This window comes from Enterovibrio sp. FF113 (genome assembly GCF_041439165.1).
GTDB lineage: Bacteria > Pseudomonadota > Gammaproteobacteria > Enterobacterales > Vibrionaceae > Enterovibrio > Enterovibrio norvegicus_A.
Window position 1 is genome coordinate 30200 of record NZ_JBGONO010000008.1, and the last position, 26216, is coordinate 56415.

22 protein-coding genes are annotated in these 26216 nt (G+C 48.4%); 8 read left to right on the top strand and 14 right to left on the bottom strand.

Annotated elements, in window-relative coordinates:
* Positions 1-181: 181 nt before the first annotated feature.
* Positions 182-1285 carry a membrane-bound lytic murein transglycosylase MltC gene (gene mltC / locus ACED36_RS07990; protein ID WP_371733069.1) on the top strand — a complete coding sequence of 368 codons (1104 nt, stop codon included), beginning with the start codon at positions 182-184 and terminating at the stop codon, positions 1283-1285.
* 71 nt (positions 1286-1356) lie between these two features.
* Here the strand turns inward: mltC and ACED36_RS07995 are convergent, their stop codons facing one another.
* The 5 genes from ACED36_RS07995 to ACED36_RS08015 form a co-directional block, all read right to left on the bottom strand.
* Positions 1357-2562, bottom strand: a complete 1206-nt coding sequence (locus ACED36_RS07995; protein WP_017003057.1) for a cell wall metabolism sensor histidine kinase WalK — start codon at positions 2560-2562, stop codon at positions 1357-1359.
* Complete coding sequence (locus tag ACED36_RS08000) at positions 2559-3257, bottom strand: response regulator transcription factor (protein ID WP_016959887.1); 699 nt, start codon at positions 3255-3257, stop codon at positions 2559-2561. The genes ACED36_RS07995 and ACED36_RS08000 overlap by 4 nt, the downstream gene beginning before the upstream one ends.
* A gap of 26 nt (positions 3258-3283) precedes the next feature.
* Positions 3284-3568 (bottom strand): hypothetical protein, encoded by a 285-nt coding sequence (locus ACED36_RS08005; RefSeq protein WP_016959888.1) that lies wholly within the window; start codon positions 3566-3568, stop codon positions 3284-3286.
* A 123-nt stretch (positions 3569-3691) separates the two neighbouring features.
* Positions 3692-4240 carry a PepSY domain-containing protein gene (locus ACED36_RS08010; RefSeq protein WP_371733070.1) on the bottom strand — a complete coding sequence of 183 codons (549 nt, stop codon included), beginning with the start codon at positions 4238-4240 and terminating at the stop codon, positions 3692-3694.
* Positions 4241-4517: 277 nt separating this feature from the next.
* The gene (locus ACED36_RS08015) at positions 4518-6725 is read right to left on the bottom strand and encodes an esterase-like activity of phytase family protein (RefSeq protein WP_371733071.1); all 2208 of its coding nucleotides are present in this window, start codon (positions 6723-6725) and stop codon (positions 4518-4520) included.
* A gap of 382 nt (positions 6726-7107) precedes the next feature.
* Here ACED36_RS08015 and ACED36_RS08020 point away from each other — a divergent pair, with 382 nt between their 5' ends.
* A complete protein-coding gene (locus tag ACED36_RS08020; RefSeq protein ID WP_017003059.1) occupies positions 7108-7461 on the top strand; it encodes a VOC family protein in 354 nt (117 codons plus the stop codon).
* A 108-nt stretch (positions 7462-7569) separates the two neighbouring features.
* Here ACED36_RS08020 and ACED36_RS08025 read toward each other — a convergent pair whose 3' ends face one another.
* From ACED36_RS08025 to ACED36_RS08035, 3 genes are all read right to left on the bottom strand, one after another.
* Positions 7570-8022 carry an L-alanine exporter AlaE gene (locus ACED36_RS08025; RefSeq protein ID WP_016959894.1) on the bottom strand — a complete coding sequence of 151 codons (453 nt, stop codon included), beginning with the start codon at positions 8020-8022 and terminating at the stop codon, positions 7570-7572.
* A 231-nt stretch (positions 8023-8253) separates the two neighbouring features.
* Positions 8254-8772, bottom strand: a complete 519-nt coding sequence (locus tag ACED36_RS08030) for a hypothetical protein (RefSeq protein WP_016959895.1) — start codon at positions 8770-8772, stop codon at positions 8254-8256.
* Positions 8773-8929: 157 nt separating this feature from the next.
* A complete protein-coding gene (locus tag ACED36_RS08035) occupies positions 8930-9385 on the bottom strand; it encodes a hypothetical protein (protein ID WP_016959896.1) in 456 nt (151 codons plus the stop codon).
* Positions 9386-9651: 266 nt separating this feature from the next.
* Here ACED36_RS08035 and ACED36_RS08040 point away from each other — a divergent pair, with 266 nt between their 5' ends.
* The 3 genes from ACED36_RS08040 to ACED36_RS08050 all read left to right on the top strand — a co-directional run bounded on the left by ACED36_RS08040 (position 9652) and on the right by ACED36_RS08050 (position 11381).
* On the top strand, positions 9652-9981 hold the full coding sequence (locus ACED36_RS08040) for a hypothetical protein (RefSeq protein ID WP_016959897.1): 330 nt from the start codon (positions 9652-9654) through the stop codon (positions 9979-9981).
* Positions 9982-10195: 214 nt separating this feature from the next.
* On the top strand, positions 10196-10705 hold the full coding sequence (locus ACED36_RS08045) for a CreA family protein (protein ID WP_016959898.1): 510 nt from the start codon (positions 10196-10198) through the stop codon (positions 10703-10705).
* Between the two features lie 100 nt (positions 10706-10805).
* Entirely contained in the window at positions 10806-11381 is a 576-nt protein-coding gene (locus tag ACED36_RS08050; protein ID WP_016959899.1) for a DUF1415 domain-containing protein, read from the top strand.
* A gap of 12 nt (positions 11382-11393) precedes the next feature.
* Here the strand turns inward: ACED36_RS08050 and ACED36_RS08055 are convergent, their stop codons facing one another.
* Positions 11394-12059, bottom strand: a complete 666-nt coding sequence (locus ACED36_RS08055) for a fumarylacetoacetate hydrolase family protein (RefSeq protein WP_016959900.1) — start codon at positions 12057-12059, stop codon at positions 11394-11396.
* A 305-nt stretch (positions 12060-12364) separates the two neighbouring features.
* On the opposite strand from ACED36_RS08055, the gene ACED36_RS08060 reads away from it, so the two are divergent.
* The 3 genes from ACED36_RS08060 to yieH all read left to right on the top strand — a co-directional run bounded on the left by ACED36_RS08060 (position 12365) and on the right by yieH (position 14809).
* Positions 12365-12733 carry a DUF3302 domain-containing protein gene (locus tag ACED36_RS08060; protein ID WP_016959901.1) on the top strand — a complete coding sequence of 123 codons (369 nt, stop codon included), beginning with the start codon at positions 12365-12367 and terminating at the stop codon, positions 12731-12733.
* Entirely contained in the window at positions 12733-13863 is a 1131-nt protein-coding gene (locus ACED36_RS08065) for an HlyD family secretion protein (protein ID WP_016959902.1), read from the top strand. Before ACED36_RS08060 ends, ACED36_RS08065 begins: the two co-directional genes overlap by 1 nt.
* Positions 13864-14116: 253 nt before the next feature.
* A complete protein-coding gene (gene yieH / locus ACED36_RS08070; RefSeq protein WP_016959903.1) occupies positions 14117-14809 on the top strand; it encodes a 6-phosphogluconate phosphatase in 693 nt (230 codons plus the stop codon).
* A gap of 15 nt (positions 14810-14824) precedes the next feature.
* On the opposite strand, the gene ACED36_RS08075 is transcribed toward yieH, so the two are convergent.
* From ACED36_RS08075 to ACED36_RS08095, 5 genes are all read right to left on the bottom strand, one after another.
* The gene (locus ACED36_RS08075; RefSeq protein WP_371733072.1) at positions 14825-19450 is read right to left on the bottom strand and encodes a hypothetical protein; all 4626 of its coding nucleotides are present in this window, start codon (positions 19448-19450) and stop codon (positions 14825-14827) included.
* 275 nt (positions 19451-19725) lie between these two features.
* The gene (putP, locus tag ACED36_RS08080) at positions 19726-21222 is read right to left on the bottom strand and encodes a sodium/proline symporter PutP (protein WP_371733073.1); all 1497 of its coding nucleotides are present in this window, start codon (positions 21220-21222) and stop codon (positions 19726-19728) included.
* A 54-nt stretch (positions 21223-21276) separates the two neighbouring features.
* On the bottom strand, positions 21277-21987 hold the full coding sequence (locus tag ACED36_RS08085; RefSeq protein WP_371733074.1) for a delta 1-pyrroline-5-carboxylate dehydrogenase: 711 nt from the start codon (positions 21985-21987) through the stop codon (positions 21277-21279).
* Positions 21988-22010: 23 nt separating this feature from the next.
* Positions 22011-25118 carry a bifunctional proline dehydrogenase/L-glutamate gamma-semialdehyde dehydrogenase PutA gene (gene putA, locus ACED36_RS08090; RefSeq protein ID WP_371733075.1) on the bottom strand — a complete coding sequence of 1036 codons (3108 nt, stop codon included), beginning with the start codon at positions 25116-25118 and terminating at the stop codon, positions 22011-22013.
* 203 nt (positions 25119-25321) lie between these two features.
* Positions 25322-26095 (bottom strand): AraC family transcriptional regulator, encoded by a 774-nt coding sequence (locus ACED36_RS08095; RefSeq protein WP_017006808.1) that lies wholly within the window; start codon positions 26093-26095, stop codon positions 25322-25324.
* Between the last annotated feature and the right edge of the window lie 121 nt (positions 26096-26216).

Below are 26216 nucleotides of genomic sequence, written 5' to 3' on the forward strand. Positions count from 1 at the left end.
GGTATTCACGCCAAACTTATGATGTCTGCACCACATGATCTCCCACAAATTCCTTTTCTTTTCTTAAGCCTAGGCATAGCATCGTCGCCTCTATTCAATAGGCGGAGGTTCTCCATTATTCTCCCGCCAACCATCTGATTAAAAAACACTCTTCACTCAGAAAAGAGATACTTAATTCATCATGAAAAAAACCGTTCTGTTTCTCTGCACAGCCCTAATGACAGGCTGTTCGACACCACCTCAAAGCAATGATCATCATACGCCGTCGATTGCTGGTGAGCCGATTTCCGATAGCAACAAAAAAGCGATTGCTGCGCTGTTTTCATTGCTCGCCAAAGAAGCGAAGAAACAATGGGGTGAAGACGAATACATCGAATCCAGCAAGCATCGCTATGTGAAATATCTCGACGGTTATCAGACTCGGGCACACATCGACTTTGATGCGGGTAAAATCTATGTTTCAACCGTGTCGCAGCATAAGCCGATGGAAAAATTGCACAAAGCGATTGTTCAAACCGTGCTCATGCCTGCCGATCCTAAAGATATTGAACAGTTCACGGACAAAGATATTCAGCTTAAAGGCAAACCGTTTTTCTTAGGGCAAGTGGTCGATCAGGAAGGGAAATCGATTGAGTGGGAATGGCGGGCAAATCGCTTTGCCGCCTACATGCTTGAAAACAAGCTGCAATCCAAAACCATCAAGAAAGGTAACGCTTACTACGTCCAAATCGACATGGTAAAAGACCACCTTGCCCAACGTGAATATCAATACGCCCACTTGGTGCGCGATGCATCAAAGCGCTATGACATTCCTGAAGGCTTGATTTATGCGGTGATCAAAACCGAAAGTAGCTTCAACCCTTATGCAGTAAGCCATGCGGGTGCGTACGGTTTGATGCAGGTGATCCCAAAAACAGCAGGGGCGGATGTGTTTAATCTGGTAAAGAAAAAGCCAGGAATGCCAACCAAAGAATACCTGTTTGACCCTGCTAACAATATCGATACTGGCGCAGCGTATTTATACATTCTAAAAACGCGATATTTACGCGACGTCACCAACCCATCTTCACGGCATTTCAGTATGATTTCAGCATATAACGGCGGAACGGGCGGTGTACTGGCGACATTCCACACTGACAGGAAAAAAGCGATGGTTGCATTGAATCAGCGCTCGCCAAGTCAGGTGTACGATGCACTCACGACGAAACATCCTAAAGATGAAGCCAGACGCTATCTGCAAAAAGTGCTCTATTTCCAAAAAGATTTTAAGGAAGGGAAGATCTAGCTCAGGCAGCCTGCCCCCCACTAGCGACAGTTTTGTCAATTCGTGTGGGGGGATGAAATTGGGTGGGTAGCTTATCGCGGCAAAGTAACCATCACACCTAACCCCGGCTTGCGATCAGTCAGGGTAATCACGCCGTGGTGCAACCCTGCTACGGCTTTGGCAAGAGAAAGCCCTAACCCCAGCCCGCCGTCTGTGCGGCTCTTGTCGACGCGATACAGACGTTCAAACACGCGCTCTTTTTCAGCATCTGGAATACCGGGGCCGTTGTCTTCCACTTTCAACCAGACTTGATTACTTTCTCGCGCTTGGCCGCAGCTAAGCGAGATCTGACTACCATCAGGGCAATAACGCAGGGCGTTTTCAATCAGGTTTGCCACTTGTTGGATCAGCAGTTCTCTGTCGCCTTGAAACAGCAGAGGCTGCATGGGTTTTTCAACCACCAGCGACATGCCAGCATCTTCCGCAACATCGCCATAGATTTCGGCCACCGTATCGATAATGTGTACCAAATCAATCTGCGAGAAACGACTACGTCTCGCGCCAGATTCAATTTGTGAAATACGCAGTAAGGCATCAAAGATGGAGGCTAACCGCTGTGAGTCTGCCAGTGCATGATCCAATTCCTGCATAAAAGGGGCTTGTTCCGTCACCTTCAGCGTTTCCGCTTCTTCTCTCAGCGTCAAAAGGTTATGACGTAAACGGGTGATTGGCGTTTTCAGCTCATGCGCAATGTTGGATGAAATATCACTCATGGCGGCGACCGAACCTTCAAGACGCGACAACATTTCGTCCACTGACACCGAAATACGCGCCAAATCGTTGTGTGTATATCGCTCTCCGGTTCGCACAGACAAATCGCCATCTGCCGCCGCATTGAGCACACGTTCAATACGATTAATGCGCTTTTGGCTGATCCGCCCCATCGCCACGACCAGTACTGCGGTGAGTAATGACACCAAAACGCCAGCTAAGATGAATCCTGATGTTAATACCGCGAGGATTTCATCATCTTCAATCGGGTCATCATCAACCTTCCGCTGACCATGACCTTCAATTAATGCGCGGGATTCTTTCACTATCTCGCTATTTTGATCGCTCAGTTCATGCTCGACATAGACAAATGTCACTGCCGCCATCAAAAACAGGCTGAGCAATGACACGGCACCAAACATTAATCCCTGCTGTGTGGCAGAGGTTTTCATCCATTTAGGAAGCGCATCAAGCAAGCGACGGAACGATAAGTACTGACGAACAGAGGCTGAAAACTTTGCAATCATTTCACCTCTCCGCCGTCTTTATGTTCTAACTTGTAGCCCACACCGCGTAAAGTTTGGATCAGTGTGTCACCGAACGGTTTTTCCAGCTTATTTCTCAATCGACTGATGTGGGTTTCGACTACGCTGGTTTGCGGGTCGAAATGAATGTCCCACACGTGCTCTAGCAACATGGTACGTGTGATCACTCGTCCAGGATGGCGCAGGAAGAGCTCCAGAATACGAAACTCTTTCGGTTGCAAATCAAGCGAGATACCTTGTCGAATCGCCGTGTGTTCAAACAAATTGATCACGACATCGCCAAAGCTCAATTCAGGATTGGTTTCGTTGGATTTAAGTACAGAGCGGCGCGATAACGCCGTCACACGAGCCAACAATTCAGAAAAGGCAAAGGGCTTGGTCAGGTAGTCATCCCCCCCTGCCTCTAACCCTTCCACGCGGTCATCAACGCCGCCAAGGGAGGTTAGAAATAAAATCGGAGTGCCAATTTGTGCAGCACGGAGCGCTTTAACCAGCGATAAGCCATCCAATCCGGGCAGCATTCGGTCGACAATCGCGACATCGTATTGTTCTGCCATGCAAAGGGTCAGCGCATATTTGCCGTTGTCGGTCACTTCGACCTGATGACCTGCTTCACGTAACCCTTTTTCCACAAAACTGCTGAGACTCACATCGTCTTCAACCAGTAATATTCGCATGTGAACTCTCTCTTGAAAGCGGCGGCTTATACCGCAGCAATAGGCTCGTTGTTGATATTATGATCTGTTGGGTTAGCGACGTCATTTTTAAACTGACGTTGTTTCCAAGCGGCAATAATCACCGCAGTAACACCTGCTAACAGTGTGATTCCTAGTGTAACCAGTCCTAGCATGAAAAGCAGGGAAAAGCTCAATACACCGACAACCGCAGTGACACCATTCTCTCGAACTTGCTTTGCCAGCGCTTTGGCCCGTAGCCATAGCTTCGACATCGATAGCTTTGACATAGATTGACGTATAGATTTAACCATTATTCACTCCTTGAGGGCGTCAAACGACGACGCCCTTATTCTGTGTTTGTTAGTCTCTGCTTAGGCAACATCGCCTCAGTCATCACAATCGTTTTTGTGTGATTCTATTTTGCTTGTAACAAATTACTTGGCTGCAACCGCAACGGCATCAATATGTGTTTCTACGCGCTTGCCATTGGCATCAAGCATTTCCACGTCATAAGTTATTTTGCCGAAGTGATCGTCTACATCCACGCTCCACGCTTTACCACCAAATTCTGTTTCGGCTTGTATCACGGCTTGTTCGAGCGACAGATAAGTGCCGTTGTTCAAACCTGACAACCACATGGCATCTTCAACTTGGTCGTCTTGATCGTCGTCATGGTCGCGGCGTTTTTGCATCAAAATCACTTCGCCTGTTTGAGCATTAATCACGGTGTGGATTTCTTGGCCGTCAGTTGCAGACAGCTCCACTTCGTAAACCGCTTGACCGTGTTTAACGTCGCGCTCTGCCTCAAGCGGAATACCGCCCGTTTCATTTTTCGCAATTTCAACCGCTTGAAGCAGTGACACCGCATCTTGATTTAGCGATGTTGGTGCATCACTCGCATTTGCTGAACCCATTGCCATCATGGCGCTCATACCAAGAAGTACAGAAATAGCAGCAGGCTTAAAGTTGATGTTCTTTTTCATGGTGGTGTCCTCGTTATTAGTTTTGGCTCAATCAGAATGTCTCTGTCGATGGAGCCACTCTACGCGCCGTCGTTGTCAGGAGGCTTTCCTGAACTATACATTTTTGTAAGGTTATGGATGGCGAGGTGTCTTCTTAATAACAATTTCATAAATCAGCGTTTTACAATGTGAATACATCAATAAAACAGAACGTAAAAACGCCAGCGATTTGCTGACGTTTGAGGGGGTTTTTGAACGTATGGGTTTGGATTTAACCCATGGTTAAAACGCCGTTGCGTTATGGACGCAGCGCTGCAAAGTCGACGGGCTTGCCATCATGCTTGAGCGCAAAGAATAAGGTTTCACCGCTGCTGTCATCAACGCCGTCGTTATCAGTGACTGCATATGCACGTCCATCTTTGGTGATGGCAAAACCTTCAATTTTATCGGTCACATAACCACCCGTCGCTTGTAGATCAGGGATAAAATCATACACCACATCTTTGTTGACTAATGGCAGTTCACCACTCAATGGGGCTGGTGTTACATCACCCAAGATAACGCGCGTCAATTGCTTCACTTTCGCGGCATCACCAATTTGGTTGTCACGCTCGATGATGTACAACGCGCCTTCGTAAGCGGTGATTTCAGATAATCCGACCCAGCCTTTTTTGGCAATATCTGTCGGGTAACGCACCGCTTTCCAATCACCAGTACGGGTATTGTATTGCACCAGCTTGACGGTATTTTCAGGGTCATCTTTCCAGCTTCGCTGAATCGCTATCCACAGATTGTCGCCTACGCGTGTGATCCCTTCTGCGCCATAGCGCTTTTCAACCGCAAGCAGTTCGGCGGGAAAGGCAACGGTTTCGACAATCTTGCCGTTGGCATCGGTGCGATAAAGCGCGTGAGGAATGTTCTTGTCGGTACGCCCTTCAGAGGCAAGCCAGAATCCGCCGTTGCCATCGGTGGTGATGCCTTCTAAGTCCACATTTTTCGCAGGCTTACCGTTGACAGTAACAGCAATGCGCTGCGTGATTTTGGCCGGTGTCGATGATGCATCTATGACGAAAATTGACGGCTGTGCTTTATAGAAGCTGTCGTTGACGGCATACAAGGTGTTTTCGTTATTCAGATCCGCAACCAAACCGGACAATGCGCCCCAGCCTAGTGGCTTGCCATCTATCATGACTGATTCAATTTGTGGGTAAGCAGGCGCATCGGACGTTACTTGATAAAGCATGACGTGCGAACGCACACCGCCATCTTCAATCAAATCCGTTTCATTGGCCGTCGCCAGCAAGCCACGGCTTGGGATTGCAACCGCAGACTCAGGCGAAATACCGGATGGCAACAGTTGCACAAATTCTGGCGCTGCGCCTGTATCGCGATAGACACCGATCAATGAACCGCGCTCTGAGGTAACAAAGATAAAGCGCTCACCATTGAAGGTGCCTATTTCAAGTCCTTCAGGCTCAACGCCTTTGTTGCCTGAGCGTTTTTCTGGGTAGTGACCCGCCAACGCCGCGCGATATTCAAAATCTAACCCTGATTCAAACAACACGTTGCCTTGCTTGTTGAAGATGGTGAAACTGCGAGATCCCCCTTCATAATCTCCTTCGTTGGCGGTCACAAAGCGATCATCGTCGATCCATTTCACGGCGTCGGGTTCACGTTTTCTCGCCATTTGCTTACCGTCAAATGTCAGGGCGCGCTCTTCATCCAAATCGACGTTATTAAGATCCACCGCACCCGCAGAAAAATCGGCGATCACAGTGCCTTTTCTGCCATCCACCAGCACAAGATGATTGTTCTCTTGAAGGGTAACAACCACTTCACCCAAACCGTTAATATCTACAAACTCGGGTTCAGGGTCGTTAGGCGCAATGTCAGACAACCCTGTCATCGCGACTTTCTTGTGGGCGTCGCAATCCATTACGCCGTTTGAAAGCGGGATAAGAGACAAGTGCCCAGCGGGGAATTGCGGCATTACGCCATCATTAAGATCTTCATCGCGCTCGTTCTCGATGGCGACAGCAACAAAGCTGCCATCTTTGGCCACGGCGACTGAGTCAGGCTGACCGCCTAGATCACACTTAGCGATTTGTTTGCCCGACTCTAGGTTACGTTGCACCAAAAAGCCGGAGGGTTGGGTATAGCTTTCCGAGGTATTCACCGCAGTGACAAACGTCTCACCCACCACATCTATCGAGGTTGGCTCCCCCCCCATCGTGATGAAGCCCTTGCCCATTGGCTTTTTCGGGTCACGAATATCAACAAGGCCGACGCCTTGAAGAGGGCTGTCTGAATAGACCAAGGTGTTGCCATCTTCGCTAACAGCAATAATTTCTGCCGAGCTTTCATGCGTCCTTTCCACGCCCGGCGGAATATTGTTGTCTGTAGAGAACGCACTGATGCGTTGGAACGCTTGATTATCCGCGGCGTGAACACCGGTGGCGATAGATGCTGCTAACAATGAAAGTAGAAGAGTGCGCTGTGTACGCATGAGGTAACTCCTGTAATACCATGAATAATGGCGCTACTTTTTCCTGTTGCGGTGACAGTCTCATGACAGTGAGATGGCAATTAGGTGATGCGAGGGAAATGTGCTTCTGAGGCCGCTTTATCTCCCTGTTTTTAAATGTAACGCTAGTCTGCGTTCCATAACATTGAAAGCAATGTCACCGCACGGCATTTTGTTTACCTACACTGACGTTAGCATTGCTTAGAAAGTGGCCTTGATCTCAATGAATGGAGACGGCTTGATTTATCATCATCTCAATCAACTTTCAGAGGCTGTGCGGGGTTTCTAAGCCAATACGGACGTTATGTCTACACACGTTACCGTATGTTATACCCGTCCATGCCCCTTATTTTGGAGTGCGCCAATGACGCAACACGGTAAGATAAATTACGTTGAATTTCCCGCCTGTGATCTTCTCGCCACCAAGTCCTTTTTCTCTGAAGCGTTCGGCTGGACGTTCACCGATTACGGCCCAGATTACACCGCATTTTCTGACCAAGGTTTAGATGGTGGATTCTTTCGTGCTGATCAGTTCGCCGACACAGCCAATGGTTCCGCTCTGATCGTATTATTCAGTGACTCACTGGAACAAACAGAAATCAACGTTCGCCAGACTGGCGGTAAAATCGTGAAACCCATTTTTGAATTTCCGGGCGGGCGACGTTTTCATTTTACCGAACCCAGCGGAAATGAATTTGCTGTGTGGTCTGATAAATAAAGAGCAATCAATAGCATGATGTGAAAGTTGCCATGATGCCATGATGCCATGATCGAAAAGGGGGCCACATTGGCCCCCTTTTCGATGTTCATTTGATGCGATCTCGCATTACGCACTTAGCTGATTCGGTAAAGTTGCCCCAACACGAAACAACTTGCGGCAGCGTTCTAAAAACACGCCATATACCATGCCCAACATGCCGGAAAGCAACGCATTACTCGCCACTGCCGTGACAATTTGGTTTGGCTCTGCACCCACACTGAACAATATGCCAGCGTACACGGGAGATTGGAACGTCACGTAAGCAAAGAAATCTGCTGCGCGCTTGCCCAGCCGAGATGACGACCGACGCGTTGCAAATGTCAGCACGCTGTCGCGAAACACGCCATAAGGCCAAGCGATCAAAATATTGACCGGTATCGATAGCAGTCTTGATGCCAGCGATTGTTCAAACGACATGCCCGACACAAAAATTTCAATCATCATGCCCGTCACAAAACAGAACACGACCATGGCAAACATATCAGCCACAACAGTACGAACGCGGTTAGCGCCTTTCATTTCCCACCCCAAAAATCGCATCAATCAAAAGCAGCAAAACACTGCAAAAAAGTCTTAAAACGTCTTAAAACGTCTTAAAACGTCAACACATTGTTCGGCTATTAGACCAAAACACCTACAATTTTAGGTGCTTTATTTTCAAAAATATCCAGCTATAAATTCTATTAATTTACATAAAAATAGAATTTATAACCATTCGTATAGTTGTGATTTATTGGTGAGGATATCAGGCTAACTTGGCTTTCTAGAAAGGTCTCTGGCCATGATAAGTGCCAGCCCAAGTACTTGGAGGAAGAGAGCGAGGTTTCGGTAAGCGGAGATTTTACTGCCTAAATCTCGTTGAGAGTCAGCCAACTGTAGGTTATCGAGATATAACGTATCAATTTTGTTTCGCAGAAGATCCTGCTGTTGGTCAATGGCGTCCATGATGAGTGGCATATTGTGCTGTGTAACCGCAGTCTCACTCATATCATTGAACGACTGCAGCAATCGACGACTAAACGGCAGGGGGAGAGAGCCCATATCAGGTTTAACAGCCAAAATGACCAGGATGGTTTCTCGACGACGTTCGAGCGCATCGAGCTGCTGCCAGCTAAGTTGAATAAGCTGATTATTGTTGGTTTGCGTTTCGATAACTGACGCGGATTGCTCGCCCAAGCCATCGATCACGAAGTTGGTCATCAACGCAGCAACAATGTTTAACACCAAACCAATGGCAACAACCGCCCACGTAGGTATTCCTATTCGCACGTTTTCGTCCTTTTTCTAAAGGTATAGTCGAGAACAGAACGTGACGAGACATCAATCCTTTCAATGATGGACTTTTCTTAATGATAAAACGCAAAAGGCCAGCATGTGCTGGCCTTCAAATTGGATTCAGGTTCGGCTTAATTTCAGGTAATGAGGACTAGGCGCTTTTCGCCACGGGCATAACCTGTGCAAGCTTGAGGTAGGAATGCAACTCGTTGTTTTTATATTCGATGGCTGAGTGAATATTCACTGCTTTATTCGCAATCACACGGCTACGATACTTATTACTGCCTTTGGTGATTTCGATATCAAGTACACCTTGTTCTAGCTTCCAACAACCCGTGGTCGGGAGTCTATTGAAAAGCGTATGTTCTTCCAGTGAACCATCAGCATGTAATAACAGCTCGGTGATGTAACCGGCACTACACGATTTTATCCAACGCTGACCGCGCACTTCGGAGGTGGAAAATGAACGCTTACTGGCCATCCAATCAAAAAGGGCAATCGCATCAACGTCTGACACATCTGGCAGTTGCTCTGTATCCAGCATGGCTGCGGTGCCTGACTCACGCATAAAGAGTTGTAGATATGAACTGTTCACTTGTTTTTGCATCTGCTACGCCGCTGTCGTTCCTTGAAAAAGAAGAAGATACCGCCAAACCTCTGTTTGCTTCATCTCCCTTTTTGCAGGAATGTTAACCCGCGCCGATATCAGCGCACATTTTCTTCAACCTGACAGAAAATATCGGGAAAACCGCTTAGTAACCATTCAACGCACACAATCTCGTCTTGTATCAATAATCAATCACTCGTCCCACTGGAGAGGCGGCCCAGTGTGAACTATCTTTAATCATGACATCACCTCAAGAGGCAACACGGATGCGCTATCTCTTTGTAAAAACATTAGTTATTGGACTGTTAGCCACACCCACCGTTTTCGCCGAAGAGCAAGAATCTTTCGGTGAAGTGGTCACAGAAAAAAACGAGTCGATCTGCAAAAATAAATTCACCCAAGAATTATTTACCCAGCAGCGAATTTTTAGCTCTACGCGCAATGGCGCTGACAACCGTCGTATCGCAGAACGAAAAATCGAAGCCGCGCGTGAGAAGTACAACCTCACCGCCAGCTATTGTGATGCCTATAACGAGCTAAAATCGTTCAACCCTGAAAACTTAGATCGTAAGCCTGGTGATGCTCAGTTCAACTGATCGCCTGTATTATTAAGTGATCTTCGCGTAAAACAACAGTGCCGCTTTTTAACGCTCAAAGTACACGCGTGAATGCACCGTAACTTCGCAGCCAAGACCAGCGTAATATGTGACCAATAGATGGCATGGCAAGTCGTTGTTAGACAAACGAGGCTTGCCACTGTTAGAGTGAGTCAGCGTCTTTTTTTAACAACGATTAGCAGGTTACCTCGCAATGCGACCCAACTTTTTCTCTCTAGCTTCACTTTCAACTTATTCGCGCCCTCTTGTTGCCGCTTCTCTGCTTGCACTGACCGTCACAGGTTGTTCCGACAATGAGGTGGGAGACGTGAGTCTGGGTCTTTTCACCACCAAAGACATTAAAATTCAAATTTTCAGTGACCCTGAAGTCTCCGGTGTCACTTGCCATATCAGTCACGTGAAAGCCGACCTGGATTTTTCTGACCCGTCAGACATGGGCATTTCTTGTCGTCAAACAGGTGAAATCACCGAAGAGATGATTGAAAACGTCGATAGATCAAAGTCAGGCGAGGTTGTCTTTACCGCATCGAAAAGCATTCTGTTTAAATCGATGAAGATTCGTCGAATTTTTGATTCTGATAATCAAACTCTGATGTACCTCTCTTATTCCACCAAAGAGACACAAGGCAGCCACAAGCACAGCCTGTCTACCGTGCCACTTTGGGGCACCAAGGCGTGGAAAGCCCCTGTTACGACTAATTAATCAGCAAACAAGGGTGATTTGCACTGTAAATCACCCTTGTTCGTAGGCATTTCACCAGACCCTCGCTACTATACTCCCTCGCATTCAAAGGGGATTTCCCATGACGACGCAATGGTCTGTTCTAGACATCGAACAACAAACCACAGAATGGTTAGAGAAGGTCGTCATTGGCCTCAATCTTTGCCCTTTTGCCGCTAAACCACAGCGTAACAAGCAAATCAAAATTGAAGTGTGTGAAGGCACAGATGATCAAACAGTGATGGATTGTCTGCTGGCGGAATTATCGTTGTTAGACAGCAGTGAAGTGGCGGACTTGGAAACAACCTTGGTCGTCACACCCCATCTCTTTCAAGACTTTGATGACTACAACCAGTTCTTGGATGTGGCAGACATGCTGATTGATCAATTTGGCTGGCGTGGCATCTATCAAATCGCCAGTTTTCACCCTGACTATTGCTTTGCTGATGTCGAGCCTGAAGACGACAGCAACTTGACCAATCGGTCGCCATTCCCTGTGTTTCATCTGATCCGCGAAGCGAGTATCGAGAAGGCATTCAAGTATTACGGTGGAAACGCGGAAGACATTCCACAAATCAACATCGACCGCGTTTGCGGGCTTTCCGACTCAGAGAAAAAGGCCCTGTTTCCGTATTTGTTCAGGGCTCCATCGGTTTAGCGCACGAGCTATTTAAGGCGCAGCCACACAGCGAAAATTCGCGAGAGTGTCACCCGACAATGACAACGCCAACTCGTCGCCCGCATGCAGTTGGCCAACACCTTTTGGCGTCCCTGTCAGCACAATGTCCCCCGGCAATAGGGTGAAGTATTGAGTAAGGTGACAAATCAAAGCGATCACAGGCGTTATCATTAATTGTGTATCGCCTCGCTGACGCGCTTCGCCATTAATATCCAACCCATACTTGGTCGACGCTAAGTCCATTTGGTGATTCGCCACAAACGGGGATTGTACGCAACTGCCATCGAACGCTTTCGCAATCTCCCACGGCAACCCTTTTTCTTTTAGCGCACTTTGCGCTTCTCGTCGCGTCAGGTCGAGTGCAACACCTAAACCCATAATCGCTTCTCGCACCTCGGCTTCCGTTGCATGAGTTAACGGCTGACCAATCAGCACGGACAGTTCTGCTTCGTAATGTATAGGGGCTAGGGTTTCTTTTAGCACCAGAGAAGAAGACGAGCCTACCAGCGCTGTGGAGGGTTTGATAAACAACACGGGCTCATCAGGAATTGGGTTGTTCAGCTCTTGGGCATGTTCAACGTAATTCCGGCCAATACAAACCACTTTTCCGGCCGGTAACGCAATGCCTTTGCCGTCTTTCCATGTGTGCGAATACATCCCTTCTCCTTTTATTGAAAACATACACCTCAGCCACCTCAAGATGCTTTGATACAACACCTAGCATTGAAATCTCAGTGTACTCGATTCCGCACACAAGCAAACAATCCCGCGCCTTCAAACAAAAATGGCGAATGACTGTCATCGCTGCTTGTCGGTTCAAAATTATTGGACATACAAACAATGAGATGGAATGAAAATTCTTATACACTGACAATGCCTTATCCGTGCCCACATCTATTCATGTGTTCAAATGTAGGCAAACAGGTAGGTTTATATCAATATCAAAATTTTAAGGATGAAAAATGAACCTTGATTACATCGCGCTGGCGCTGCTGATTTTTGTCGCGCTGGTCATCTTCTATGGCGTGATAGTGATTCATGACATTCCCTATGAAATCGCTAAAAAGCGCAATCACCCCCATCAGGACGCAATTCATCATGCCGGATGGGTCAGCTTGTTCACGTTACACGTCCTCTGGCCTTTTTTGTGGATATGGGCAACGCTGTGGCAACACGACAGAGGTTGGGGCATGAGTACGCTTGAGCACAATCAAGAGTCGATACAGGAGGAGTTAAACGCACTCAAGAAAAGAGTGCAAGAGTTGGAAAAACAACCTTCATCAACGCCTCCATCACAAGACGACCTAGCGCCGAAAAAGGGAGAAATCTAATGGATTTACTGCTTATTCTCACCTATACCGCGCTATGTATCGCTATTTTCAAAATATTTCGTATTCCTTTAAACAAGTGGACAGTGCCTACCGCTGTATTAGGTGGCGTGGTGCTCATTGGCTCATTGATTTTGCTAATGAACTATAACCACCCTCACACATCGCTAGGTGGCAATGTGTATGTCACTACCCCTATCATTCCCAATGTACGCGGACAAGTGGTGGAAGTACCGGTACAACCCAACCAGCCTTTAAAGCAAGGTGACGTGCTATTCAAGATTGATCCAACGCGATTTAACTCACGCGTGATTGACGCTCAAGCAGCACTCACCGCAGCTAAACAATCTGCTCTAGGTTTGGAAGCCTCATATCAAACGGCTAAAGCCAATACCTTGCGAGCAGTCGCAGAACGCGATCGCACCAAATTAGAATTTGAGCGTTACCAAAAAGGGGCAAAAAAAGGCGCATTCACCAAGTCTGACGTTGACAACAAACGACAATTTTATCTTGCTGCACAAGCCTTGTTAGCCGCTGCTGAAGCAGAAGAAAGTCGCCAGCTTATTGCGTTAGAATCTGTTATTGATGGCGTTAACACGCAGGTTGCACAAGCGCAGGCGAGCTTGGAACAAGCTCAATTTGATCTCGACAGCACTGTGGTTCGTGCGCCAACTGACGGCTTAGTGACACAAGTAACACTCCGCCCCGGCATGATGGCTGTGCCTATGCCTTTGCGTCCTGTTATGACGTTCGTGAATGAAGAAAAAGAGCGCTTTGTAGGCGCATTCAGACAAAACAGTTTGCTCCGTTTGAAGACGGGCTTTGAGGCTGAATTTATTTTCCGTGCTTTGCCGGGCAAAACATTCAGCGGAGAAGTCGTTGAAGTCATACCCGCTATTGGAGAAGGACAAGTTCAAGCGCAGGGTGCACTGCTTGGTGATGCCATGTTCAATAAGCAGGGCAGAGCTTTGGTGGTACTTCAAATCAACGATGATATGAGCGAGTACAACCTTCCATTTGGCACCAACGTTGAAATTGCCGTTTATTCTGACAGCTTCCACCATGTCTCCATCATGCGTAAAATTCTTATCCGCATGAAGAGCTGGCAGAACTACCTATACCTCGACCACTAACACTCACGACACACATTTCCCTTGTTAGATCCTCGGCTTCCTGAGCCGAGGATCGCCTTTCCCCGTCCCATTTCTAACACATTGACTCACTGATAATAAAACCCGATCTGGCGTTGATTTTTCCCCCGATTAACCACCAATGACAAGACCTAGTTGGCAATTTACTAAATAGCACTTGTCGAATTTCTTAGTCAGGTCAAGGCTTACGGTATGCCCGATTGTTCAACCCAGTAAACAGGTTAACTAAAATCGAATGAATCTTTTTGACTACGACACCCCTTTGTCTTGCGTTATTTTTGACTGTGACGGTACGCTGGTAGACAGTGAAGTCCTCAGTCAAATGGCCATGGTCGATGTATTCGCTCACTACGATATCGTGCTTGATTTACAAGAATGTTTAGATAATTTCCAAGGTGGGAAACTCGCTGATATTTTGCTTCAGACCTGTGAGCGATATGGGCTATTAATCTCTTTAGACGAGCTAGAGCCGCTGTATCGGAAAAAGTGCGAATCTTTGTTTAAAACACACCTCACTCCCATTAATGGCGTGCCTGATTTACTCAACATGCTTGAAGAAGCCGGAGTCGATATGTGCGTGGCATCCAATGGCCCCGTAGAAAAAATGGAACTGTCGCTCGGCATGACAGGGTTACTTTCGCACTTTACAGGTCGGCTATTCAGCGCGTTTGATGCTAACAGCTGGAAACCTGCACCCGATTTACTTCACTATGCAGCGATGAATATGGCGGCTCCCACTGACCAATGTTTATTTGTGGATGATACAATTTTGGGGGTACAAGCAGGGGTAAATGCAGGTATGCGAACGGTGTATCTGAATGAGGGTAAGAAGATGCAAATTGATCACCCGTTAGTAACGTGTGTAAGCTCTATCAAAGAGCTCAAATCTCTCATGGCGAGTCTTCCTCTGTCTAATAGCTGGGCTTAGCTGGCGTATCTGAAACTATTGATGCGTGATCAGCAGTCCATCTTCTAACATTCGACCCAAGATTTCTGAACCCGATCCTGACGCAATACCCAGTACATCCTGGCTCAACTCTGTGAGCGATTTGTCATTAAACACAATAACTTGATCGGTGTTCTCACCGTCGCTCGCCACTGATAGTGTCGCTTTACCATTTTCGTCACTTAGAGATACCAAGTAATCATCAATGTTATCTGCATTTGCACCTTCGAGGAGATCAGACAAATCCAATTTATCAAACGCAACATCAAAGTCTGCAATTACGTCTGTCGCAAACGTGTCGGCATCGCCTTTAAGAAACGCAAATACATCTGCGCCCGTCCCGCCTGTTAGCGAATCGCTGCCCTTGCCACCCACAATCAGATCATCACCTAAGCCAGCATCAATGACATCAATACCCGCGCCACCGTAAATATGGTCAGCACCCGCGTCGCCGCTGATGGTATCGTCCCCTTGATGACCCGCTAACAAATTCGCGTTGTCGTCACCCGTCAACTCAGTGGTATTGACAAGGTCGCTCAAATCTTCATTGGTGTTGTCTGCAAGGCGGATATCCAGCGTGCTTTCAAAACGCAGACCGCTGCTATCATTCACTAATTCATAGCTAAACGATTCCAATACGTCGTTTTCAGTGACATCTGTCATCAATTGATAGCTGAAGTCTCCTTTTTTATGAGTGCCTTCATCTTCACCATAAATGGTCAGCGATCCATAGGGTGTTTCAATCAGCATGATGCCTTCTGCAGCGTTATAGATCGCTCCGTCAAAACTGACCGCAGACAGAGACCAATCGCCTGTAAGGTGATCATTATTAACCAGATTTCCTTCGGCAATATGCGCACCACTGACTTCACCACTGAGCCCAGCGGTCTGAACGGTTGCAACCAAACTGGTGGCGTCGTCAAAGCTTATCGTCAGCGTGGCTTGATCTAGGTTTGAATCGCTATCAACAACCGTGTAAATGAAAGCTTCATCCGTAAGGGTCAGGGTTTCTAACGATCCATAAAGCGCTTCCACTAGCACATCGGTATTGTCTATCACTAAGTAGCGAAACGAGGTATTTTCTGTCGCCTCGATAGTCACATCGCTTCCGGTGTAGGTTGAAGACCCCTTACCCACTTGCTCGCCATCAGCGCCATACAAGTAGTAATCGAAGGTGTCGTCGGTATTGAGTCCACTCAGGGTCAAGATAGTCTGGTCAATTTCATCACGAAACCCATACACTAATGCGGCGTAATCTCCACCAGCAACAGCACCTTCAAAGGTAAAGTTGTCGGTATCCAAATCATCTATATCGATGTCTTTTAAAATCAGTTTGCCAGTGTCGAGCGTGATATGGGTATCATCACCGACTTGCTCCATCACGAGTTCATCGAATGTGTCGATTGAGGTGGCATTCTTGATGATGATGCTGTCGTTACTGGTTTTGAAACCATTCACAGTGTCAGTGCCGGACTCAAACACCACCACATCAGGGCCATTGCCCAATGTTAGCGTGTCGTCACCTTCGCCACCGACAAGACGGTCTCCACCTCTGCCGCCGTCCAGAGTATCGTTCCCCGCATCACCATAAAGCACATCTTTGCCATTGCCACCGGAGAGAATGTCGTTACCTTCTCCGCCATGCAGCTCATCAACCCCGTTACCTCCTTCGATGTTATCGTTGCCACCATATCCGTAGAGAACGTCATCACCATTACCGCCATCAATCACATCGTCGCTGGTGTTGGCTGGAGCAGGATTGTCATCATGAATTTCTTGGTTTAAGAGGGTGTCCAAATCTAGCCCTGCAGCGGCATTGCCACCAAGGAAGATGTTTTGGTCTAAGCCGGCGCCATAGAAAGTCACGCCATTTGAGCTATCAAATGCCGCGATAAGCTCGCTCGCATAGAATTGAGTTTGAATGGATGAGATATAGGTGTAATTGCCGTCGTCCGTCATGGTGAAAGAACCAGACTCAGTCGCAATTGTCACGCTGCCTTCCGACAGCACGTAATCATCACCCAGATAGCTTACCTGCGTCACGGTAACACCATCGTGCACAGTATCGCTGCCATCGCCATTTAGCCCTGAGATCACATTGCCAGTAATAGTACCTAGTGCTGTAATCTCATTTTGGTCATCTGCCGCCACAATATCTTCAATACGTGTCACGGACACAGTGGCAGACGCTTCTGTGGTCGTTGTACCATCGTTTGCTGTCACAGAGAAAGACATTGAGGTAAGCAAGGGGTCTGCACTGTCGCTGTTAATCGCAGCAACGCCTGTCGCAGTAAGCAACACTTGCGTGCCACTCAACACAAAGTAATTGCTATCGTTGTTAATGAGCGTAATCGATAGCTCATCTTCATCCGCATCAGAGACGGTGAAGGTCGCCACCACATCGTTTTCTGACACGGACTCTTCGGTCAGATCGTTCACCGTGAGGCTAATCACAGGGGCATTGTCGTTGACGCGATTCACTGTTACATCGGCGTCCACGCTGGTTTGACGGTCACCATCATCTGCCGTCACGCTGAAACTGATGCTGTTCAGCTCTGCCACATCATCATTGATGGCGGCGACGCCATCAGCAGTCAATCGCACTTCATCCCCAACGATTTCCAGCCAATCAGCATTGGCAGTCATCAGGCTGTATTCCAGCGAATCTGAATCTAGATCTGATGCAACAATCGTTGCCAGCACTTGGCCTTCACTGACAGATTCTTCCATCGCGTCGGAGACATTCAACGTGATGGTTGGGTCGTTGTCGTTGACCCGATCAATGCTCACTGATTCTGTCGCTACCACGGAATAAGTGCCGTCAGACGCTTGTACTGATAACGACATCGCCGTGAGAGGATCTACGCCATCTTGATTGATAGCAGCAACGCCTGTCTCAGTGAGATACACTTCGTTGCCGGTTAAAACGAAGTAGTCACTTTCGTTATTTGCCAACGTAAGGGTTATTGGGTCATTATCTGCATCGGTCGCTAACACCGTGGCGACTAACGTCGATTCCGACACGTCTTCTTCCAGCAGTGAATTCACCGATATTGATACATTAGGTAAGTTGTCATTGGCGCGACCAACCAAAATCGTATCTGCGGCGGTGGTCTGATTTTCACCATCAGAAGCGGTGACAGATATCGACAAGCTGCGAATATCCAGCTCATCATCTTGAATCGCGTTTACACCTGCTTCTGTCAGCTGAACATTGCTACCGGAAATGACAAAGTAGCCGCTGTCATTATTCAACAGTGAGAACGTCAAATCGCCGCCATCGGCATCTGATGCCGTAAACGTCGCGATCGTTTGACCGACTGATACACTATCTTCCGTCACATCGCTCGCAATCACTGATATCTCAGGAGAGCTGTCGTTCACGCGCGTTACCACCACAAGATCGGAAGCACTGGTCTGAAAGTCTCCGTCACTCACCGTAATATTGACGGCAATCGCCTCGATAGACAAAGCGTCGTTATTAATGGCAGCAACACCTTCCGCAGTCAGCGTCACGTTACCGTCCTGTATTGACAGATAGCCATCATCATTGTCAGTGAGGGTAAAGGTGAGCGTATTTCCATCTGCGTCATTGGCCGTGTAGGTTGCCAATACCATGCCTTCGGTGACCGCTTCTTCCGTCACATTGACTGCGTCCACTGTGAGAGTAGGCACGTTATCGTTCACTTTATTCACGGTAATCGTACCGCTTATTTGTTCAACCAAATCACCATCGCTGGCTTCAACGACGATTTCCAACGCATCAAGTCCGAGCGCATCATCATTGATGGCGTCCACCCCGATTTGCGTTAGAACGACCTGCCCGCCTTCAATGCGGAAATAACCGGCTTCATTGTTAAGCAAGTTAACCGTAACAGCATCATTATTGGCATCCGTCGCCGTGATCGTTGCAACTGACTGCCCTTCAGATACCGACTCTTCAGTGACGTTATTCAATGCGAGCGTCACTGCGGGTGCATTATTGCCAGAGTCAGAATCTGAAGGATCAGTGGGTTCTGATGACGGAGATGGCTCTGGGTTTGTGGGCACAGGCGCTGGGGACGCAGAGGTGGTAATGTCTGGCGTTGTAGTGGAAGCAGTAGACTCTTCGTTTGCCTCGCTTTGATTCAGACGATCAAGAAAAAATCGTTGTAAGGTAGACAAAGAGCCTAGTTGCTGCGTCGTGAAATTGTTAATAGACAGGGGCTCGACGCTTTGGTTCTCCTCCCCTTTAGCCTCTTGCAATAGCTCTCCCAAACCAGGGCGGCCACTGCCTGCAGCTTGCACGATCACATTGCCAGCGCCAAAAAACACGGACGAACTGCTTTGCTCTCCCGCTGCAGGATCCGCGCCTTCTGTTGGGTCATCACCTTCTTCGACACCACGCTTCAGGGCATTTACATCGTTGTCAGACTCTGGGGGAGGTTCGAAAAGAAAGCCGCTATTTGGGCCAAGTCGTATCTCACGGTCGCCGTTTTCTTTTAGCACGGCACCGCCATTTTCGGTCACAAGCACTTCATCGGGCTTCAGCTCTGCATATTGCTCTGCCGCCCTCACACTTCCATCTGCGGCAAAAATCAGTGCATTGCCTTCAAGTTGTGTAATGATTAATTTGCTTGCCATATCAACGCCCTCAGCCTTTTCTTAACTCACGGGTTAAACGGTGCAACAAAAAAATAGGTCGCTAGACGCATTTGCCCATTAGTAACTGTAGCCCATGAATCTCGCTTTTGAGTTATCTGTTAATAATTCAATACTCATGCTAGGCATGAGAAAAGTATGAGTAAATCAGTCCACTCACACTAACCCTATGATTGAAATAAAAAAGGGGGGATGCTTTCGCATCCCCCCTTTTCTGCTTCATGAATTCTTTTTGAAGAATTCAATTCAATGTTGAGTTATGGCAGTGTCTTTAGGCTCTGTTCATAATCATCAAATTTTTGCATGACTGCATCCGCTGCACCGCCTGTCATTTTACTTATCGAGATAATGGCAACAGAAGCAAAAATAAATCCAGGTACGATTTCGTAGATATCGAAAATGCCGCCCGAGATTTGTTTCCAAACAACCACAGTCACGCCACCGATGATAACCCCAGCGAGTGCGCCGTTGCGGTTCATATCTTTCCAGAACAAGCTCAACAGCAGCGCAGGACCAAAGGCTGCACCAAATCCTGCCCATGCATAAGACACTAAGCCAAGCACTGAACTTTCTGGGTTCATCGCCAGCGCCAATGCCACAACAGAAAGAACAACCACGGCGAAACGACCCACCATGACGACTTCTTTCGTTGATGCTTGCGGACGGAATACTTGTTTGTAGAAGTCTTCGGCCAATGCCGAAGAGGAAACTAACAATTGTGAATCTGCTGTACTCATCACCGCAGCCAAGATAGCCGCTAAAAGAATGCCAGCGATCACAGGGTGGAATGCCGCATTCACCAGATACATGAAAATGGTTTCGCCGTCAGCCAGTTCACCACCAAGGTGTTGGTCAACATACAAGATTCCCACAAGACCGATCAGCACAGCACCCACCATAGAGATGGCACTCCAAACCACTGCGATATGACGCGCTGTCGTGATGTCTTTGTTGGTACGGGTAGCCTGAAAACGCGCCAAAATGTGTGGTTGTCCGAAGTAACCCAGCCCCCACGCAACCAAAGAGATGATTGCAATCGCAGACAGAGGCTCACCGTTAATGTCATTCCAAAGCGTTAGCAATTCTGGATTTTTCGCTTCCAATGCCCCAGGCAGGTCAGTAAACGCACCGTCCATGGTCGCAATTGGAACAATCATCAGGGCCGCAGCCATCAACAAGCCCTGAACCAGATCGGTCCACGATACCGCCAAGAAACCACCGAACAAGGTGTAAGACACCACGCACACGGTGCCAACAATCACGGCCGTGGAGTAATCAAGACCGAACACAGTTTCAAACAGCTTGCCACCAGCAACCAGACCTGAGCTGGTGTAGAAAAGGAAGAACAGCAAAATGAAGAACGCGGAAATGGTTTGCAGTAACTTGGATTTGTCTTCAAAGCGACGCGATAAAAACTCTGGAATGGTCAGCGCATTATCAACTTCAATACTGTAGGTACGAAGTCGCTTGGCGCATATCAGCCAGTTTAAGTAAGTGCCTGCTAACAAACCCGCCGCCAGCCACAAGGATTCGATGCCAGCGGCATATGCATAACCCGGTAAACCAAGCAGCAACCAGCCACTCATGTCAGATGCGCCGGCAGAAATAGCCGCAGGCCAAGGGCCCAGCGATCGACCACCAAGGAAGTAATCTTCCGAGCTTGATGTACGTTTGTAGGCATAAATACCAATGCCAAGCATAAGAACCAGGTACACGATAAACGTGGCGCTGATTGCAACGCTGTTTTCAATCATTCTATTTCCCTCAATGCGCGGGCGCCAAAATGAGACGCCCAATTTTTGTTGGTTTTAATGTTCACCACTGCCGAGTTCTAACAAGGTGGCATTGCCCCCTACAGCAGTGATATTTATGGTTCGCGTTCGCTCTGTAATAAAGCGAAGCAAATAGGTTGGCGAGGCCACGATAGGCAGCAGGTCGGCATTGTTCTCAGCGACAAATTGGACCAACACACCGTCTCGGGCAGCCAAGGTTCGGTTCATTTCAATCAAAAGTGCATCACTGGCCACTGCAGCTACACCGCAAAGTGGCGCGTCGGCTAACGCACTATCGACGTCATTTAGTTCGATCGTGAGCACTAATCGATGCGATACACTCGCTTTGACTAAATCAGCGAGCAGGGCATCTGTGTCGTGACGCAATGCAGCAGGTACAGCCACCAACGCACAGTTTCCTGCAACCAAGGTTGCCGTCAGCTGTCCGGCAAGTGCAGTCAGTGACAAGCTGTCGTCACCCGTGATCAGGAATAAGCCTCGACCTGCGGTATACAGTTCATTGGTTTCCCCTGTCGGGCCTGGCATATCGTGTACTGGCTCTAACAAAGCTTCGGCGTGTTGCAAATGAAAACGAATCATTTGTGCGGCGGTTTCAAAAACACCTCCACGCTGCTCTACATTGTCAGCCCAAGCAGTCAGTAACACTCGACGATCTGCCACACCCATGCCATTCCACTCTTCCCAGACAGCTAGACTCTGTGCCGCCAAGCGCGTTGTTTCTGTCATATTCTGTATTCCTTGAACCTTGCTCATGCCACAACCTCCTCTTTGGTGAAGCGGTAGAGATAGTGCGGACCACCCGCTTTCGGACCCGTGCCTGATAGGCCTTGTCCACCAAAGGGTTGCACGCCAACCACCGCGCCAACTTGGTCACGGTTGATGTAGCAGTTACCCACTTTTGCGCGTGATTCAATATGCCGATAGGTGTTTTCGTTGCGGCTGTGCACACCCAGCGTCAACCCAAAGCCTGCATGATTAATGTCATCAATCACACGATCAAGATGATCAGCGTGATAACGCACCACATGGAGAATCGGGCCAAAGTGCTCTTGAGTCAGCTGTGTAATACTGTTGATTTCAAAGGCCACGGGAGCAATGTAAGTGCCTATACGCGTTTCACTGCCCATCGGCGCTTTAGCGATGAAGTTGCTGGTTTTAAATAGCTCATTAACGTGATTTTGCAGCTTTTGCTGCGCTAATTCGTCAATCACTGGACCGACATCGGTGGAATGCAGATAAGGTAAACCTACCCGCATTTCTGCCATCGCGCCCTTAATCAAACCAATCACGCGATCAGCGACGTCTTGTTGGACATACAACACACGAAGGGCGGAGCAACGCTGCCCTGCAGAAGCAAATGCTGAACGAATCACATCTCGAGTCACCTGCTCTGGCAATGCAGTGCTGTCCACGATCATGGCATTTTGCCCGCCCGTCTCTGCGATAAATGGCACCGGAAGCGCGTGACGAGAAGCCAGCGTTTGGTTAATGCGCTGCGCGGTTGGCGTTGAGCCCGTGAAAGCAACCCCCGCAATGCGATCATCACCCGTCAATGCACTACCTACCACTGCGCCACTGCCCGGAAGCAGGTGGATCACGCCTTTCGGTATGCCCGTTTCCAGCAGTAATTCAATGGTGCGGAATGCAATCAACGACGTTTGCTCTGCGGGCTTGGCCACGACGGTATTCCCCGTTACCAAGGCCGCTGAAATTTGACCGATAAATATGGCTAGCGGAAAGTTCCAAGGGCTAATGCAGGTAAAAACACCTCGGCCTTCACGACGGAGTATCGCCGTCTTGCCATCAAAGCGCGTAAAGGTTTGGAGATCGCTTATCACTTGCTCGGCTTGCACTGGGTAGTAACGGAGAAAATCGACCGCTTCGCGCACTTCATCAATGCTGTCATGAATGGTTTTACCCGCTTCACGGTGACAAAGCGCGACCAACTCGCCCAAGTTCTCTTCCAGCTTGTCCGCAAGTAGAAGTAGGTACTTACCTCTTTCTGCCGTCGGCAAGGTACGCCAAGCTTCTGTGTTGTCAGCAGCAACAGAAAGTGCAGTATCAACATCATGGGCATTCGCCCAACGAATAACGCCGACGTCAATGCGATGATCATAAGGCGCGACCACGTTGTGCTCACCACCTAACAAGCGTTCGCCATTGATAATAGGGCCGGCCTGCCATTGCGTGGCCATGAAGCGTTGAACACTGGCATCAAACGTTTGCCATTCGCTTTCAATGTCGATAGCGACGCCCTTTGAGTTCCTGCGCGATTCACCGAAAATCTCATTCGGCATAGGAATACGTGGGTTATGAAGCGTTGGGCGTGATGCCAGCATGTCGACAGGATGCGACGTCAAGTCACTGACTGGGCAACGTGCATCGACCAAACGGTGAACAAACGAACTGTTAGCGCCATTTTCGAGCAAGCGACGAACGAGATACGGCAGAAGGTCTTTGTGACTGCCTACAGGTGCGTAGATACGGACAGATTGGCCAAACATGGCGTGTGCATGGGCATAAAGCGCATCGCCCATGCCATGAAGACGCTGGAATTCATAATCATCATGGCAAGCCATGGCATGAATCGCTGCAACGGTTTGGGCGTTATGGCTAGCAAATTGCGGGAAAATTAGGCCACTAACGTGCTGAGACAGGAGAAACCGGGCACAAGCAAGATACGCAACATCCGTACCCTCTTTGCGGGTGTAGACCGGGTAGCCCGGTAAGCCGTTTTGCTGTGACAGCTTAATTTCGCTGTCCCAATACGCCCCTTTGACCAAGCGCATCGGGATCTTGGTGTTGTTTTCGCGAGCTAGAGCGGCAAGCCAAACGATGACAGGGAGAGCACGTTTTGAGTACGCCTGAACAACCAGACCAAACTGTCCCCACCCTTTGATGTCTTCATGGGTGAACAGTTTTTCGAACAGTTTTAGCGACAGCTCAAGGCGATCCGCTTCTTCTGCATCAATCGTGATCGCAACATTTAGCTCACGAGCGCGTTTGAGCAACCCCAGCACAGTGTCAAACATCTCGCTCAGAACGCGATCTTCATTGGCCACTTCATAACGCGGGTGGAGCGCAGAGAGTTTAATCGAAACCGATGGCGTCGGTGCGCCACCCACTTGAAGATGCTGTGCGACTGTTTCAATCGCCTGCATGTAGTCATTCAGATATTTCTGCGCATCTTGCGTGGTCAGCGCAGCTTCGCCAAGCATGTCAAAAGAGTATGAAAAACCTTTTTGACGCAGTGGCTTGCCATTATCCAGCGCTTCATTGATGTTACGACCCAGCACAAACTGGTGTCCCATCACTTTCATTGCTTGATGCATAGCCTGGCGGATCACTGGCTCAGACATCTTGTTCACAAAGCGGTTTATCACCTTACTGGGACCGCCTTCCTCGCGTTCATCCAAATTGACGACTTTCCCCGTCAACATCAGACCCCACGTTGAGGCATTAACAAATAACGAGTCAGAGCCTTTAAGATGGGCCTTCCAATCCGCCACGCCTAACTTGTCACGGATCAATGCATCTGCGGTTTTCTTATCCGGCACTCGCATCAAGGCTTCGGCCAAACACATCAGCAAAATGCCTTCTCGGGTGTCCAGACTGTATTCTAGGAGCAGCGCATCAATCATCTGCACCGCTTTTTTATCTGCACGCACCCGCTCAATAAGCTCAGTGGCACGTGCTTCTGCTTCACTGCGTTCCTGCGCCGATGGCGTTGCCAACGGAATCAATGATTCAAGTAGCGTACTTTCGTCCACGCAGTAGTGGGCAGAAATAGCCGGCCACAGATCTTTCGATGGTTGCTCAAGATAGCTTGGCACCAACACATCGGTCGCTTTCAACATAAGCAGATTCCTCTCTCCTTGAAACCACGAGGCAGTGGTAAATGTTACTAATATGTTAGATTAGCGACCGATTCTAGGTGTGATATGACGGGGAGTCTTTCAAAATTCTGCGGCATTATTGCAAAAAACTCCGATGATTAACAAACAGAGAACCACTGCCTTTATCAAGGCATAACAATTTATTTCATATCTAATGATTTAGATCAGTGTTGTTGGCGGAAGCGAGATGGCGATGTGCCAAAGTATCGGGAGAATGCAGAGGTAAAGCCGCTCTGGGAGGAGAACCCACAGCTGTCTGATATCTGGGTAAGATTGAGTTCGCTGGTACAAAGCAGTTCTTGTGCAAGGTCAAAGCGTTTTTTCAGCACGTACTGATGCGGCGTCATGCCCACTTGGGCTTTAAATAGCTGATGGAACTGACTTTCTGCCAGGAATACCGAGCCTGCCATTTGCGCCACACTGATCTTACGGCTGATATGTTGACGGATATAAAGGTCGATAATATCCATGTTAAGCCGATGACCCTGGCGGCGCGGTGCAAGCTGGTCACGAAAGTGTCGCTCCATGACGCAAAGTAAGGTATCCGCGCAGGCTCTACCCAATATAAGGTCATCGGGATTGGCGACCATTTCAGCTGTCAACGCTTTCACTAATACCTGCGCTTGGCTATCCAGTTGAAAATACGCGTCGCGCTGAAACAAGGTATCGACCTTCTGTTTCATGCTCAGCTCACCCATCAGCACCGCATCTGGCAAGTTGATCACCAAAATCTCGTTGTGACCACGCCCAGAGAACGCATGAAGCTCGGACTCAGACACCAGGCAACCTTGACCCGGCCCGACAAGACTGCCGCGCCCAGAAAGCTCAAACTCTGTTTGGCCTTGCAACCCAATCACTACCTGACGGTAGTCGTGCGCATGCAACGACGGATGGTTGGGTAATGCCATGACTTGCGAGTGCTTCAATTCAGATGCCATAGGATAATGATAGATGACTTAACTGCTTCTATTCTGCCACGCTATCCCTGAAAACAAGAAGTAAAATCGCTACGGAAAGATGATCAAGAGATGGTCAAACTACGGGCAATGTCATTTGGAT